The sequence below is a fragment of the Streptomyces alkaliterrae genome (assembly GCF_007097205.2).
Taxonomy (GTDB): Bacteria; Actinomycetota; Actinomycetes; order Streptomycetales; family Streptomycetaceae; genus Streptomyces; species Streptomyces alkaliterrae.
This window is the reverse complement of the sequence record NZ_VJYK02000132.1, coordinates 1-14,585: the sequence shown is the minus strand read 5'-3', so window position 1 is coordinate 14,585 and position 14,585 is coordinate 1. Positions and strand designations below refer to the sequence as shown.

Here is a 14,585-nt window from a genome sequence, read left to right as displayed (position 1 = left end):
CTCGGCGGTCCTGGGCGCCCTCCCGATCCTGCTGAGCGCCGGTGGCACCACGGGTTGGTGAGACCCGTGGTGCCAGACCCGTGGCGTCAGACCCGGGGGAGGTGGCCGACGAAGGCGGTGCGGGGGGTGTCGGCGGGTTCGCGGGCCGTCTCGACGCGGAAGCCGGCTTCGATCAGGAGGCGCCGCCAGTCCCTCGTCGGGAACAGGCCGAACTCGTGCGTCTCGTGCACGACGTGGATCCCGCCGTCCGCCGACCGGATGGTGAACGTGTACTCGGTGCGGGCGATGTCCCGGGCGTCCGTCGGGCGCCATGTCCACTCCAGGTAGCGGATGCCGCTGCCGTCGTCGGCGTCGCTCCCGCCGCAGTCCGTCTCGGGGCGGAAGGCCTCGGCGACGTGGTCCGGGAGGAAGACGGCGACCCCGCCGGGGCGCAGGTGCGCGTGCGCGGTGCGGAACGCGGCGAGCAGGTCGCCGCGCGTGGTCATGTAGTCGATCGCGTCGTGCACGAAGACGGCGTCGAAGAGCCGGCCGAGCCGTACGTGCCGCATGTCGCCCCGCATGTGCGGCACGCCCGGGTTCAGCCGCCGCGACACCTCCAGCATCTGGTCCGAGAGGTCGACCAGCGTCATGTCGAAGCGCGCCCGCAGGTGGAACGCGTTGTGGCCGCCGCCGCTGCCGAGTTCCAGCACCTCCCGCACGGGGATCTCCGCCGACTCCAGCAGCCCGGCGGCGAACTCCGCCTCCTCGGTGTACTCCGCCACCGGCGAGATCAGCGGCCACCAGTGCGCCAGCTCCCCGTAGAACCGCGACCCGCCCCCGGACTCCGACTCCTCGACAGATGCCATGCGGGAAGCGTAGGCGCTCCCGCCCCCACCGCGCCGGAACGCCGGCCCTCCTGGGGGCCCGCGGCCGCCCGGCGCCCAGCCCGCGGCCGCCCGGTGCCTCAGGCCGCGGGCGCCTGTTCGCGCGGGTCGTCCGCCGCCGGTGCCGCGCACGCGGCGGCCAGCCGGTCCAGCGAGACGTCCAGTGCGGCGGCGAGTGCCGCCACGGTGAAGAAGCGAGCTGCACAGTCCCGGAACCCGGGTGCCGGTCACCCGAATCGGGCGCGACGACGTTGAACCTGTCGGTTGGAGGCCGTCAGCCGTGGTGTTCGTCCCCGCCGCTTTCGGGCTCCTCGTGCTCGGCGTCGCAAGCTGCTACGCGGCCGGCGCCCGGATCGGGTCCTCAAGGCCCGACTTCGAGGAGACTCTGATCGGCCGAACCGGCCGCGCCCTCATGATCTCTTCCCTCGTCGTCGGCGCCGCCAGCGCCTACGTCATCTGGATCACCTGACCCCGGACTGTCAGACCCGGCGGGAAGACTGGCCTTCCGAGTCAACGGAAGGTGGGGAGATGACCACGCCGCGCACGGTCTACGACGGTGAACTGCGGGTCCACTACTGTCAGTTCGACGTCGTCAGCGGCACGGAGGACCACGTGGACTTCGGCGGCCGCACCGGACAGCGCAACGGGTTGTGCATAGCGACGACCCCCGGCGCGCTCTTCCTCGTCACCGGCCTGCACACCGGGACGGTCGGCCTGACAGTCGAACTCCACGACACATCACCGCCGATCGAGGACCACTGGGAGGAGGTCGTCGAGGTCTCCTTCCGTCCTGTCTCATCCCGGCTGGCGGTGGTCCCCTGGGGTGACGGGGCACTGTGCGAGACGCGGTTGGACGTCCGCGACCACCGCGTCCGCTACTGCGCGCTCGGCATGGACGAGGCTCGGGAGCGGGAGTCCGAGATCCTGGAGGGTGACCTGACGGTGGACCGCTACCTCCTCCAGTTCTGGCCCGCGCCCCCGGCCCCGGACGGGGTGATCCGCCAGACCTCCGCGTCCGCCGCCTACTGGCACGGCCTCACCGCCGGGAACTGAACCGCGCTCGGGTCGTGTTGGATGTGACGATGCCTGCCGAGATCCCCACGGGCTGGGAAGCCCGATGCACGCGGCTGTGGGAGGAGTTCCCCACCGTCGGCCCGGTCGACTTCCGCCGTGAGATCGCCGAACTGGTACACGAGTTGCCCGAGGGACATCCGGTCGGCCTCTTCGAGTGGGCGTCCGCCTGCGACGCCACGGATCTGGAAGCGGAGGCCGTGCGACACTACCGTGCCGCGCTGGCCGGTGGGCTCGGCGGTGAGCGCCGACGGCAGGCGGTGATCCAGCTCGCGAGCACCCTGCGCAACCTCGGAGAGGCGTCCGAGAGCGTCCGGCTGCTGACCGAGGAGAAGGGAAACGGCCAGGACCAGCTCGATGACGCCGTTGACGCCTTCCTGGCCCTGGCACTGATCGACCTCGGCCGGGAACGGGAAGCCGCCGCCCTCACCCTCGGTGCGCTCGCGCGCCACCTCCCCCAGTACAGCGGCGCCGTCGCGCGCTACGCCAGGGACGTACGCCGGTGACCCGACGGTCGGGCTGGTCCTGTAGGCGCGACGTGGTGCCGCTGGTGCTCGCCGGCGTCCTGCTGTCGGGGGCGTGTGCTGCATCGGGCGGCGGCCCTGCGGGTGCGGAGTCGCCGCGCGCGGCGGCGGAGGCGTACGTCGAGGCGCTCAACAGCAAGAACGGGCAGGCGTTGCGGGACCTCTTCGCACCTACGTACTCCGAGGATCGGCGCGAGGCTGAGGCGTCGCGGCTGCTCGGTGAGTTGGGGGACGGTGTCAGGCTGAAGGTCGTCGACGTCACGCAGGACGTAAGTCCAAAGGTCGCTTCCCTGCGCCTGGGCGGCTTCGACAAGTCCGGTGACGGCGGTCACCCCGAGTACGTGCAGCTCACCGAGGACGACGGCTGGTGGGTGCTTCCCGCTGATGCCGGTGACGGCGCCGTCAAGGGGCCGACCGCTGATACGGAGCGGCCGTCCTCCTGAGGCTGCCGCAACGTGGCCAGGGCCATCCGATGCCGATCGGATGGCCCTGGCTGTTGTGGTCTGCGGTTACTTCGCCTGGAAGACCGCCACCGTGCGGCCGGGGACGGTGAACGTGCCGTCCGTCCGGTTGTACTTCGAGGCGCGCACCGTCGGGTCGGAGCCGTTCGCCTGCTCGGGGTGCAGGCGGTGGGCGCTGCCGGCCAGGCCCGGCAGGGTCTGGCGTTGCTGTTCGGGTGTGGCGTTGAAGATGACGACCAGGTCGTCGAGGCGCATGGTGATGACGCCCGGCGTCTCGTTGGTCCCGGACAGCGGGAAGGACAGCGCGCGCTGCACCTTCGCCGTGCTGTTCAGGGAGAACGCCTTCTCCGTGGAGCGGATGCGCAGCAGGTCGCGGTAGGCCGCGGAGGCACCGTTGATCTGTGCGCAGCCGGGGGTGAGTGCCGGCTGGGTCAACAACGGCTTGGCGTATGGCCACTTGTCCTTGTTGTCCCAGGCGGGCGGCAGGCCGCGGCCGAAGCCGTTGCCCTGTCGGCAGTCCCAGTTGATGGTGTTGAACCAGTCGCCGGAGTTGTAGGAGTTGCGGTCCAGGGACTTGGACCGCAGCAGGTCGCTGCCGGCCTGGCTGAGGGCGGGGCCCTGGGACAGCGCGGCGGTGGCCATGGCGAGTACCTGCATGCGGGACCGGTCGTCGGCGGACGTGCGCTCGGGGAGTTTGAAGGCGAGCGCGTCGTACAGGGTCTCGTTGTCGTGGGCGTCGGCGTAGGCGACGGCTTCGCCGGGGGCGGCGGCGTAGCCGGCGGGTGAGCCGTTGTAGTCGACGTCGGAGCCCTTGACGGTACGGCCGGCGGTGTCGGTGAAGGTGTAGTCGGCGAGGTTGCCGGTGAGGCCGACCTTGATGAGGTCCTGGTAGTGGAGGAGGCGGGCGCGCTGCTCGGCGCGTGTGCCGTTGTCCTTCGAGTTGTTGGGTTCGGTGTAGAGGCCGCTGGCGAAGCCCTGCACGCCGGGGTCGTCGTCGAAGGGGCCGCCGCCGCGTACGGCGTCGCGGGCCCGGTCGGAGAAGGTGGCGATGCCGGTACCGGCCATGTTCTGCTGGGTGGCCTGGACGAAGCGGGCGTCGTCGGCGACCTCGCCGAAGTTCCAGCCCTCCCCGTACAGGATGATCTTCTTTCCGTCGACGCCGTCCTTGGCGGGTGTCAGCTGGTCGAGGGCCTTGCGGACGGCGAGGATGTTCTCCTTCGGATGGTGGCCCATGAGGTCGAAGCGGAAGCCGTCGACCTTGTACTGCCGGGCCCAGGTGACGATCGAGTCCACGGTCAGCTTGCCCATCATGGTGTGCTCGGGCGCCGTGTTGGGGCAGCAGGTTGAGGTGGCGACGCTGCCGTCCTCCAGCAGCCGCTGGTAGTAGCCGGGCACGACGCGGTCGAGGACGGACTTCTCGTCCTGGCCGGCGGCGTAGGTGTGGTTGTAGACGACGTCGAGGACGACGCGCAGTCCGGCCTCGTTGAGGGACTTGACCATCTGCCGGTACTCGACGGTCCGCCGCGTCCCGTTCGGGTCGGTGGCGTAGGAGCCTTCGGGCACGGTGTAGTGCAGCGGGTCGTATCCCCAGTTGTAGGCGTCGCGCTCGCGCACCTCACCGACGCACTCCTGCTGCTTCGGCGAGTCGGGCGCCAGCGACGGCAGGTCGCAGTCGGGTTTGGCCTGGTCGCGCGGCTTCTCGGGGACGGTGGCCAGGTCGTACGTCGGCAGCAGGTGCACGTAGGAGGCGCCGGAGTCGGCGAGCTTCCGCAGGTGCTTCATGCCGTCGGAGTTCTTCTCCGTGAAGGCGAGGTACTTGCCGGTGTGCCGGGCCGTGCGGTCGGCGATGGAGAAGTCCCGGACGTGCAGTTCCTGGATCTGCGCGTCGCGCAGCGGGACGTGCTTCGGCTTGGCCAGTTGCTGCCAGCCGGCCGGGGCGAGCTTCGGATCGTCGAGGTCGACGACGAGGCTGCGCGCGGAGTCGGCGGTCAGGGCGGTGGAGTAGGGGTCGGTGACCTTGTTGGTGACGATCTTCTGGACGGTCGGCGCCCAGACGCGGACGTGGTAGCGGTAGGGCTTGCCCTGCCAGCTCCGGTTGCCGCGCACGCTCCAGACGCCGGTGGTGTGGTCGCGCCGCATGGCGACCGTGCGGCCGTCGAGTTCCAGTGCGACGTGCTGCGCGGTGGGCGCCCACAAGGACAGCGTGGGGCGGCGCTTCGTGTCGAAGACCGGGCCGAGTTCGGCGTCGGCGGCCTTCGCGCCGTACAGGTCGTCGAGCACGCCGGGGAGCTGGACGCCGGTGGCGGCCGACAGGGCGCCGTTCGCGGCCCGTTGGGTGGCGACGATCTGGCCGCGCAGGGACTCGCGGACGCGGTGGCGGTCGCGCGGGTCGACGGTGAAGGCGGAGTAGTCCTTCAGGTGCGGGTACTTGGCGCGCTGGGCCTCGGTGAGGCCGCCCTCGACGGGGTGTAGCCGCAGCCAGCGGCCCTCGTCGGAGAGCGCGCCGCCGGGCGTGACGTTGATGCCGCCCTTCGCGTCGTAGACGAGCTGCTGGCTGGTGGCGTCGGTGGCCTTGATCTTCCAGGCGACGGTGTCGCGGTCGATCCACTGGGCGGCGGCCTTGGTCAGGTCGAGGTCGGCGGCGCCGCCGGTGCTCGGCAGCAGGAAACCGGGCGTGGCGCTGAGCTTCCACACCTCGTTGCCGTACGTCGCGAGGTCGATCGACTGGTCCGCGGACTCGTCCTTGTCGTCGCCCTTGTGGATGATGTAGCTGAGCGAGGTCGCGCCGTCGGCGAGCGGCACCTCGTAGGTGGCGCCGAACGCGTCGCGGCGGGTCGGCATCAGCGGCCTGGACCAGTCGGTCGGCTCGGCGGCGCCGGTCCAGGTGTGCAGGCCCCAGCCGTCGTAGTCGCCGTCCGGGCGGTGGTAGTGGATGACGGCCTTGGACTTGTCCTGCGGCGGGTAGACGCCTTCGGGTGCCTCTTCGGCGATCTTGTCCTCACCCTGAGTGACCCAGACCTGACCGGTTGCTGTCAGATCGATGGTGCGCTCGGGGCCGTCCGTGTCACCGTTCTTGACGAGGGTGAAGGGCAGCTTCGACGTCGACTCGCCGTCGCGCAGCTTCAGCCAGGCGAACGCGCCGAAGGCGTCGCGGCCGACGAGGTCGGCGGTGCGGTCGCCGGAGCGGAGCTGCCAGCCGTCGTAGTCGCCGTCGGGGCGCCGGTAGTGGACGACGGCGTAGTCGCGCTCGACGGCGGAGGGCACCTCGGGCGCGGGTGGGCGGCCGGTGGTGCTCGTGGCCGTGGCGGAGGCGGCGCGGCCGGCGCTGTCCACGACAACGGCCGTGTAACGGAGGGCGGTTCCAGGCGCGATGTCCCGGCCGAGGTGCTGGGTGACGCGGTACGGGGCGCGGTCGGCGGTGCCGAGCGTCTGCCAGCGGCCGTTGCCGATCTGCGCGGCGAACACGACGCGGTTGAGACGTCCGCCGGTCACGTCGGCGTCCAGCTCGACGGTGCCGGTGGCGCCGGGCGCCGGGGCGGTCAGTTTCAGCCCGGGCCTGGCGTCGGTCGCGGCCGTCGGACCGTCGGCGCGCAGGACGACGCTGGACAGCGCGGGCACGGTGAGCGTGATCGTGCGGTCCGCGCCGCTGCGTACGGTGCCCTTGCGGCCGTGGAGGTGGCGGAACGTCGTGCGCGCGGAGTCCGTCGTCAGCTCGACGGTCTTCGCGGTGGTCGCGTTGTTGACGGCGACGACGTACTCGTGGGCGCGGGCGCGGGACGGGCCCGCCGCCGTGCGGGAGAAGGCGTAGACGCCGGCGCCGTCGTCGGCGTACCGGTCGGTGTGCGTGCCGTCGCGCAGCGCCGGGTGGGCCTTGATCAGCTTGGCGAGTTCGGCGATCGACCGGTAGAGGGGGTGACGGGTGTCGTAGCTGTCCTCGGCGTGCGTGCGGGCGGTGCCGAGCTGCTTGTTCGCCTTGTCGTCCAGGTAGTCCGGGGTGCGGGAGGCGAACATGGTCTGGCGGGCGTCCTTGTCGCCGCCGGCGCCGGTGAAGCCCTGCTCGTCGCCGTAGTAGACGACCGGGTTGCCCCGGCTGAGGAACATCAGCTCGTTGGCGAGCGTGGCGCGCTTCAGCAGCTCGCGCTCGTCGGCCTTCGGGTTGTCCTGGCGCAGGAACGTTCCGATGCGGCCCATGTCGTGGTTGCCGAGGAACGTCACCTGGTTGTAGGCGTTCGAGCGGCCGGTGGTGTACCGGTAGTCCTGCTCGAAGAGGCCGGGCAGCCGCTTGGCGGAGCCGCCCTGGGAGGCGAAGGAGCGGGCGACGTCCTGGAAGGGGAAGTCGAGCGTCGCGTCGAGGCGACCCCGGGTGACGTAGGGGGCGTTGACGGCCGGGTCCGAGGAGTAGACCTCCCCGAACATGAAGAAGTCCTTCTTCCCGCGCTTGGCCGCGTAGGCGTCCAGCGCGCCGGCCCACCGGGTCCAGAACTCCATGTTGACGTGCTTGACGGTGTCGATGCGGAAGCCGTCGATGTCGAAGTCCCGCACCCACCGCTGGTAGATCTTCTTCATGCCCTCGACGACCTCGGGGCGTTCCGTCCACAGGTCGTCCAGGCCGAAGAAGTCACCCTGCTCGCTGCTCTCGCCCGCGAAGGTGGAGTCGCCCCGGTTGTGGTACATCGTCGGGTCGTTCAGCCACTTGGGGACCTTGACGTCCCTCTCGGCCGCCGGTACGACGGGCGTGCGCGGGAACGAGTTCAGGTCGACCTTCGGGAAGCGCTTGCCGGCTGCCCGGTCGGCGTAGTCGGTGTCGTCGAACGGCTTGCCGTCCTTGGTGAGGTAGGGGAAGGCGCCCTTGGAGAGGTAGGAGTACGCCTGCTCCTTGTTGCCGACGACGTCGGCGGTGTGGTTGGTGATGACGTCGAAGAAGACCTTCATGCCGCGGGCCTTGGCGGCCTTGATGAGCTTGCGCAGGTCGTCGTTGGTCCCGAAGTGCGGATCGACCTGGGTGAAGTCGGTGATCCAGTAGCCGTGGTAGCCGGCCGAGGCGTCCTTGCCCTCGCCCTGCACCGGCTTGTTCTTGAAGATGGGCGCCATCCAGATCGCGGTGGTGCCCAGACCCTTGATGTAGTCCAGCTTCCGGGTGATGCCCTTGAGGTCACCGCCGTGGTAGAAGCCCTTGTCCGTCGGGTCGTAGCCGGTGGTCATGCGGCCGCCGGTGAGCCCGCCGCGGTCGTTGGAGCGGTCGCCGTTGGCGAAGCGGTCCGGCAGGACGAAGTAGAACTGCTCCCTGGTCAGGTCGTGCCGGTTCGACTCGGCCGCGAGCGCCGCCAGCGCGGCGTCGGACGGTGGGCGCGGGGGTGGCGGTGCGGCTTTGGCGGGTGCCGCCGCCGCGGTCATCAGCGTCGTCAGAAGTGTCGCCGCTATGCCTGCGGCCACGCCTCTGCGCGCGGGTGTGCCTCTCACGGATCGGTCTCCTCGGAGGGACGGGAACGGGCGTACGTGCAGCACGTCCGACCCGCCGGCGGGGTGGTCGACGGGTCGGACGGCCGGTCGTGCGGCCGCGCGGCGTGTTCCGCGCGGCGGGTTGCGTGCGGTCCGCGTGGCGGGTTTGCGCGCGGCGGGGGCCGCGCGGTCAGTTCCGCCAGGTGTCGTTCAGCGTGGCGGTGCCGGCGGACGGGACGGTGAAGGAACGGTTCGTCCCGCCCTCCCAGGTCACCGCGCCGCCCGCGTCCTTGCGGAGGTACTTGTACTGGCAGGTCGTACCGGCCGGGATCTGGAACGAGCCCTTCCACACCGGGTACGCGGCCGGGTCCAGCTTCGGCGCGGTGCCGGTGTTCCAGCCGCCGAGCTGCTGGCAGCTACCTGCCACGTGGATGTTCTGCCCCCACTGCGTGGTGGCGTTCACGTTGAAGGAGACGCCGCCGTCTGCCGGGTCCTGGCCGCCGCCACCGTTGCCGCCGCAGCTGCGCGCGCCGGTGTGCAGGGCGAGCGCGGTGTTCGCGCCGAGCGTCGCGGTGAACTGGCCGGAACCGTTCACCGTCACCGCGCGGCCGCTCTGCACGTCGCAGTACTCACCGGCGGGCAGCGACGTCTGGAACGTGCGGCTGAGCGGGCTGCCCTCGCGGTTGATCGCCACGTAGGCCTTGGAGCCCCGTCCGAAGGCGATCGCGTTGCTGCCGTTGTCCCACCAGTTCGTCACCGACTGGCCGCGCGCCTCGTTGCGGAGGCCGACCATCGCGGAGATCTCCCGCCAGTCGTGCTGGCACTTCCAGCCGTCGGTGTAACAGGCGTTCACCCGACCGTTGTTGGGCGGTCCGGCGTCCTTGTCGCTCCACTCGTAGCCGGAGTGCACGTCCGGCGAGCCGTACGGCCAGGCCAGCATGAACACGTTCGCCAGCGTGTAGCGGGCGCCGTCCTTGTAGCTGAGGGTGTCGCCGACCCGCTCGGTGTCGTGGTTGTCCACGAAGACGGCGGACTTGCCGGACTCCATGAAGCCCCAGCCCTCGCCGAAGCTTCGCAGGTCGGCGAGGCGGCCGCCGTTCATCACCTGCTTCAGCTCACGCGCGTAGCGGAACTCCTGTACGTCGCCGTTGCCCAGGTACTCGCTCGGGTCGACGGCCTCGCCCGCGCCGTGGATCGCCTCCTGCTTCCAGTAGGCGTTGGGGTCGCTGAGCTTGGACTTGATCGCGGCCAGGTCGGCGGCCGGCATGTGCTTGGCCGCGTCGATGCGGAAGCCCGCGACGCCCATCGACAGCAGGTCGTTCATGTAGTCCGCGATGCGCTGCCGGACGTACTCCTTGCCGGTGCGCAGGTCGGACAGACCCACCAGTTCGCAGTTCTGCACCTGGTAGCGGTCGCGGTAGTCGATCTTGTCGCTGCGGCAGTCGTTGAAGTCGCCGTCGCTGTAGGGCGCGGCCGGGTAGTCGTACTTCGTGTACGGGGAGCCGCCGGTCCCGGTGCCGTTGCCCGCGCTCATGTGGTTGATGACGGTGTCGACGACGACCTTCACCCCGGCGCCGTTACACGTGTCGACCATGGACTGGAACTGGCTGCGGTTGCCGAGCCGGCCGGCGATCCTGTAGCTGACCGGCTGGTACGCCGTCCACCACTGCGGGCCCTGGATGTGCTCCTGCGGCGGCGAGACCTGCACGTACCCGTACCCGGCGGGGCCGAGCGTGTCCGTACACGCTTCGGCGACCGAGTCGAACGTCCACGAGAACATCACGGCGGTGACGTCCTTACCGCCCGGCGGTGCCGCCTGCGCCCCGGTGGGCGCCGCGACGAGCGCGCCCGCCGCTCCGGCGGTCAGCGCGAGCGCCGCTGCCAGCGTCCTTGCGACGGCCGGCCTGCGGGTCCGCTTGGCGGTCGGTTCGGCGGTCGGTTCGGTGGTCGGTCCGGCGGTTGAGCTGAAGGCCACGGTGTCTCCTGCCTGAGGGAGTGCCGACGTGTGGGGGTGCCTCCGGGCAACGCGCCGCGCCCGTGGGACGGATGGAACTGGCTGTGCGGGGTGGTTCAGTGAGATTGCAAGAAGACTGCAAGAGCGTGAAAGTCTTCCGGCGAGCTGACCGTAGAAGGCGCCCGCTGCCGCGTCAAGGGTTCCCGACACACCCCGGAAACTCTGGAGTTACGGCCAGGCAACCTCTTCTGCAAGAGCTTGCAGGGTGTTACGGTCGGGCATCAGTTGCCGGTCTGAGCCGGCCGGGGGCCGCCCGCACGGCCCCACGCGCCCGGCCTCGCGCTCAGGCCGGCGACCGGCGCCGAAGGTGCGGTGGGCGGCGAAGGTGCCGTGGACGACGAGGTGCGATGGGCGGCGAGGAGGCGGTGTCCTCGTGTCGGCTCACGGGTAACGGTTGACACGCCAAGCGTTAGCGACGGTCTCCTCGGAGCAGTCAGGCGCCGTGGGTGCCTGGAAGTGAGGCCAGGTGACCTGGGGCATCACCCGGAGCCTGGCCTGGCGCATGTCTGGGTGCTGCCAGCGCACCTCGACAGGGAAGTCGATGACCCGCTCGCCGAGGATGTTCCGGTAGCTGCCTTCGCCCAGGCCAGTGAGTGGCGGCAATCGCCCATACGAGTGACTGCCGGCGCGCGTCGCCGTCGGCAGTCACTCGTATGGGCGATTGCCGGCGCGCGTCGCCGTCGGCGCAGGTCATGCGCGCCCTTCCGCCGTGAGCAGGCGGTCGAGCTTGTCGAGGCTCTGCGACCAGCCTTCCTCGTGCAGGGCGAGGCGGCTCGGCGTGGCGAACGAGCCCTGCTCCAGGTGCAGTTCGCAGCCCACGCCGGGCAGGTCGCGGAGTGCCAGATCGACCACCGTCTCGCGGTCCTCGGGATCGGGTTCCTCCCAGCGGAACGTGTAGGAGAGGCGTTCCGGTGGTTCCACCAGGCGGTACTCGCCTACCAGGTGGAATGCCTCCCCGTCCGGGGGTCTCATCGTGATCCGGAACGAACCTCCCGGCCGGAGGTCGCGTTCCACGCCCGGGATCGTGAACCCTTCCGGGCCCCACCACCGCGCCAGTTCGTCCGGGTCGATGAGGGCACGGAACACCACCGCACGCGGGGCGTGGAGCACCCGCCGCACGCGCAGGCTCAGAGCCTCGCTCTCCCGCGTCATCGGACCGCCCCCTCCGCTCGGGGAGGACAGGAAAACGTGCTGGTCACCATGGTAGAAACGCCGCGCCCCCGCCGCGAGCCGGGCGGCGGAGGCGCGGCGCGTGGGCGGGCTTACCGGCGGGCGAAGGACGTGACCGTGATGCCGCTGTCGAACGTGACCCGGTCGGTCACGTCGAACAGTGTCGGGCTGAACTCCCCGTTGATCACCGGGATGCCCGACCCCGCGATGACCGGGTAGCTCTTGATGACCAACTCGTCGATCTCCGGCAGCAGCACGCCCGCGAGCCGGCCGCCGCCGCAGAGCCAGACGTCCAGTCCGCCCTCCTCCTTCTTGAGTTCGCGGACGAGGCCGAGCGGGTCCGAGTCGACCACGGTGACGGCGGGGTCGATGTCGCGCGGCGTCGTGGTGGACACGACGTACTGGCGCAGGTGCGCGTACGGACTGGTGAAGCCGGCCTCCAGGCCGGGTACGTACGTGCCGCGCCCCATCACCACCGTGTCGAACCGCTTGTTGGGCGCGTCCACGATGCCGAACTGGTCGCGCGCGAAGGTCGGGATGGTCTCGGGGAAGTTCGTGGGGCCCCACTTCATGTACTCGGCGGTCTGCTTCTCGTCGCCGAAAGGGAAGAAGTCGACCTCGTGTCCGGGCCCGGCGATGTAGCCGTCGAGGGACACTCCGACGTAGTAGACGAGCTTTCGCATGGAACATTCCCCCACACTCGTAGTACTCTGCCTGTAGTGATTACAATCGTAGTACTACGAACGGAGTGGTGTCAATGGCGCGACGGAACGACGCGCGGCGGGCCGCGCTGGTCGACGCGGCGATCGAGGTGCTGGCGAGAGAGGGCGCGCGGGGGCTGACCTTCCGCGCCGTCGACGCCGAGGCCGCCGTCCCCACCGGCACGGCCTCCAACTACTTCAACAACCGGGACGACCTGCTCACCCAGGCAGGCTCCCGCGTCTACGAGCGCCTCACGCCGGACGAGACCGCAACGGAACAGCAACTCGCCGGCGCCCACGACCGGGAGGGCTACAAGGCCCTGATGCGCGAAGTGATCGGCCGCGTCAGCGCCTTCCGCACCGGCTACCTGGCGCTCCTCGAACTCCGCCTCGAAGCCACCCGCCGCCCCGAACTACGCGCCGTCCTCACCGAACGCGTACGCGCCGACGTCGAGCACAACGTCGCCCAGCACGAGGCCGCCGGTCTCCCGGGCGACGCCACCGCCGTCCGGCTCCTCTACCTCGCGTTCAACTGGCTGATCGTCGAACAACTCACCCTGCCCGGCGTCTTCTCCGAAGCCGAAAGCGAGGAGATGGTCGCCGCCGCCGTGGACCGTCTGATCCCCCACTGACGCCGTTGCGGCCGCCTGTCACCCGGTCGTCGGCCCAACCGCCGGATCAGCGGGCGCATTGAGCACCGCCGCGCCGCGCTCGGCGCGGGCGGCGTCACGGGCAGTGAGAACGTCTTCGACAGTAGGGCCCGTCGCCGACAGCCTCTCAAGCTCTCTGGTCAGATCCCGGTTCCGGTCAGCCGAAGTCTCAGACATCGCCTTTTGACGGCCGGAGGCCGCCTCGGCGGGCGGCTGCGACAAAGGCGGTCCAACTGGGGGCGGGTAGGACGAGGACGGGGCCGTCGGCCCGCTTGGAGTCCCGGACGGGGACCACACCGGGGTGCCCGTCCGCCACCTCCAGGCAGTCCCCGCCGTCGCCGCCGCTTTAGCTGGACTTGCGCCAGCGTGCGGCGCCGGGGAACGCCTCGGCGACCTCCACGCAGTTCCCGCCGCTGCCACCACTGTGGCTGGACTTACGCCAGTGCGCGGCGCTGAGATCAGGCATCGTCCTCATGGGCGTACTCCTCCGCCAACGACGTGATCAGGGCCAGGGACGCCTTCGGCGACAACGCGGCGGCCCCCAGCAGATCGTAGGACAGCCGGTAACGCGCGACCAGCGCCGGATCGTCCACCAACTGGCCGTACCCCAGGCTCTCCAGGTAGACCAAGGGAGGCGCGTCGCTGAAGTCCATCAGCTTGAGTGCGCCCTCCATCGCCGGATGGGCCCCCGCGCGGAACGGCAGCACCTGAACGATCGTGGACTGCCTCACAGGCAGCCGCAGTCCGCGGCGTAGAACAGCAGGAAGAGGGCCGCCACGGCGGTCGCCGTGAAGCCGGCAGCGGTCACGGCGGCGAGGCCCCGGCGGCGGCCCTTCGACGGGGAACGGAAGACCTGCCAGGCACCATGGGCGAGGAAGAGGCTGAGCAGCCCGGCCCCCGCGATGCTGAAGCGCGGACTGAAGGACCAGCTCAGGTAGGCGACCAGAGCCAGACAGCCGAGCAGAACGCAGGCGAGCAGCCCGAGGATCAGCTCCGCGACGGCTTCACCCACCGTGTCGATCAGGAACTCACCGACGCGCTCTGCCGCCCTGCGAACCCGCACCGCGCTCCTCTTTCGTCGCCTCGGTGGGGATGACCCTCACCGAGGCGAAATGGTTGCCGACGCGCAACGGAGCCGCCGACCGCCTCCGGCCCCGCTGAGATCAGGGCGTGATCTCAGCGGACTACTGTCGCTGCCATGGAAACCGGGGGCGGGGACAGCCACACGTGCGCGCTGGAACGGCCGGAGACGGCCGCCGCGCTCGCCGACTACCGGAGAACCGCGCGACGTTGGGCCACCGTGGCGGCGACGGTCCTGGCGCTCGCCCCGACCCTGGTGGCCCTCGACGCCGTCCCCGCGCCGATCGGCGTGCAGGCCGCCGCCGTCGCCGCCCCGGCCCTCGTCCTGGCGGTGCGGGCGCGGCTGCTGGCGGTGCGCATGCGGGCCGCGCTGACACGCGCGCACTGGACGCCGTGCGAGGCCGTCGCCCTCCCCACCGTGTGGGGCCGCCTGCACGTCGCACTCCTCGACCCGGCGACCGACCACCTCTGGGTCGTCCCCCTGCACGCGGCGAAGACCCGCCAGCACCTGGCCATCCCCGGCGCCTCCGGCCGACTCTGGTGGTGCGGCGACCCCGCCGCCGGCGGTGTCCTCAGCCACCCCGGCGGCGCCGGCCTGGTCTGGTCCGGCCC

At 70.8% G+C, this 14,585-nt stretch carries 12 protein-coding genes and 2 pseudogenes; 6 read left to right on the top strand and 8 right to left on the bottom strand.

From position 1 onward, the window contains the following. Positions 1 to 86: 86 nt before the first annotated feature. Complete coding sequence (locus FNX44_RS14280) at positions 87 to 845, bottom strand: class I SAM-dependent methyltransferase (protein WP_143648603.1); 759 nt, start codon at positions 843 to 845, stop codon at positions 87 to 89. A gap of 298 nt (positions 846 to 1,143) precedes the next feature. Between FNX44_RS14280 and FNX44_RS14270 the strand changes: the two genes are divergently transcribed. Genes FNX44_RS14270 through FNX44_RS14255 form a run of 4 tightly spaced genes read left to right on the top strand, consistent with a single transcriptional unit; the run spans position 1,144 to position 2,901 of the window. After that, the gene (locus FNX44_RS14270; RefSeq protein WP_143648602.1) at positions 1,144 to 1,332 is read left to right on the top strand and encodes a hypothetical protein; all 189 of its coding nucleotides are present in this window, start codon (positions 1,144 to 1,146) and stop codon (positions 1,330 to 1,332) included. Positions 1,333 to 1,391: 59 nt separating this feature from the next. Then, positions 1,392 to 1,916, top strand: coding sequence for a hypothetical protein (locus FNX44_RS14265; RefSeq protein WP_143648601.1), 525 nt, complete (start codon positions 1,392 to 1,394; stop codon positions 1,914 to 1,916). 29 nt (positions 1,917 to 1,945) lie between these two features. After that, positions 1,946 to 2,440 carry a tetratricopeptide repeat protein gene (locus FNX44_RS14260; protein ID WP_143648600.1) on the top strand — a complete coding sequence of 165 codons (495 nt, stop codon included), beginning with the start codon at positions 1,946 to 1,948 and terminating at the stop codon, positions 2,438 to 2,440. Next, the gene (locus FNX44_RS14255) at positions 2,437 to 2,901 is read left to right on the top strand and encodes a Cif family virulence factor (RefSeq protein WP_143648599.1); all 465 of its coding nucleotides are present in this window, start codon (positions 2,437 to 2,439) and stop codon (positions 2,899 to 2,901) included. Before FNX44_RS14260 ends, FNX44_RS14255 begins: the two co-directional genes overlap by 4 nt. A 66-nt stretch (positions 2,902 to 2,967) precedes the next feature. Here FNX44_RS14255 and pulA read toward each other — a convergent pair whose 3' ends face one another. The 4 genes from pulA to FNX44_RS14235 all read right to left on the bottom strand — a co-directional run bounded on the left by pulA (position 2,968) and on the right by FNX44_RS14235 (position 12,225). Next, positions 2,968 to 8,313, bottom strand: a complete 5,346-nt coding sequence (gene pulA, locus FNX44_RS14250; protein WP_143648605.1) for a pullulanase-type alpha-1,6-glucosidase — start codon at positions 8,311 to 8,313, stop codon at positions 2,968 to 2,970. Positions 8,314 to 8,548: 235 nt separating this feature from the next. Then, positions 8,549 to 10,243 carry a carbohydrate-binding module family 20 domain-containing protein gene (locus FNX44_RS14245; RefSeq protein WP_143648604.1) on the bottom strand — a complete coding sequence of 565 codons (1,695 nt, stop codon included), beginning with the start codon at positions 10,241 to 10,243 and terminating at the stop codon, positions 8,549 to 8,551. A gap of 819 nt (positions 10,244 to 11,062) precedes the next feature. After that, entirely contained in the window at positions 11,063 to 11,524 is a 462-nt protein-coding gene (locus FNX44_RS14240) for an SRPBCC family protein (RefSeq protein ID WP_143648598.1), read from the bottom strand. A gap of 110 nt (positions 11,525 to 11,634) precedes the next feature. Next, positions 11,635 to 12,225, bottom strand: coding sequence for a dihydrofolate reductase family protein (locus FNX44_RS14235; protein ID WP_143648597.1), 591 nt, complete (start codon positions 12,223 to 12,225; stop codon positions 11,635 to 11,637). Positions 12,226 to 12,299: 74 nt separating this feature from the next. Between FNX44_RS14235 and FNX44_RS14230 the strand changes: the two genes are divergently transcribed. Next, positions 12,300 to 12,875, top strand: a complete 576-nt coding sequence (locus FNX44_RS14230; protein WP_143648596.1) for a TetR/AcrR family transcriptional regulator — start codon at positions 12,300 to 12,302, stop codon at positions 12,873 to 12,875. Between the two features lie 187 nt (positions 12,876 to 13,062). Here the strand turns inward: FNX44_RS14230 and FNX44_RS14225 are convergent. The 3 genes and pseudogenes from FNX44_RS14225 to FNX44_RS14215 all read right to left on the bottom strand — a co-directional run bounded on the left by FNX44_RS14225 (position 13,063) and on the right by FNX44_RS14215 (position 13,956). Further along, positions 13,063 to 13,368 (bottom strand): annotated as a pseudogene (locus tag FNX44_RS14225) (DUF397 domain-containing protein). After that, positions 13,352 to 13,612: pseudogene (locus FNX44_RS14220) on the bottom strand (Scr1 family TA system antitoxin-like transcriptional regulator); the annotation flags it as partial. The pseudogenes FNX44_RS14225 and FNX44_RS14220, both read right to left, overlap by 17 nt. An 8-nt stretch (positions 13,613 to 13,620) precedes the next feature. Then, entirely contained in the window at positions 13,621 to 13,956 is a 336-nt protein-coding gene (locus FNX44_RS14215) for a lysine transporter LysE (protein ID WP_143648595.1), read from the bottom strand. A 135-nt stretch (positions 13,957 to 14,091) separates the two neighbouring features. Here FNX44_RS14215 and FNX44_RS14210 point away from each other — a divergent pair. Next, the coding region (locus tag FNX44_RS14210) for a hypothetical protein (protein WP_143648593.1) at positions 14,092 to 14,585 on the top strand (494 nt) is incomplete at its 3' end.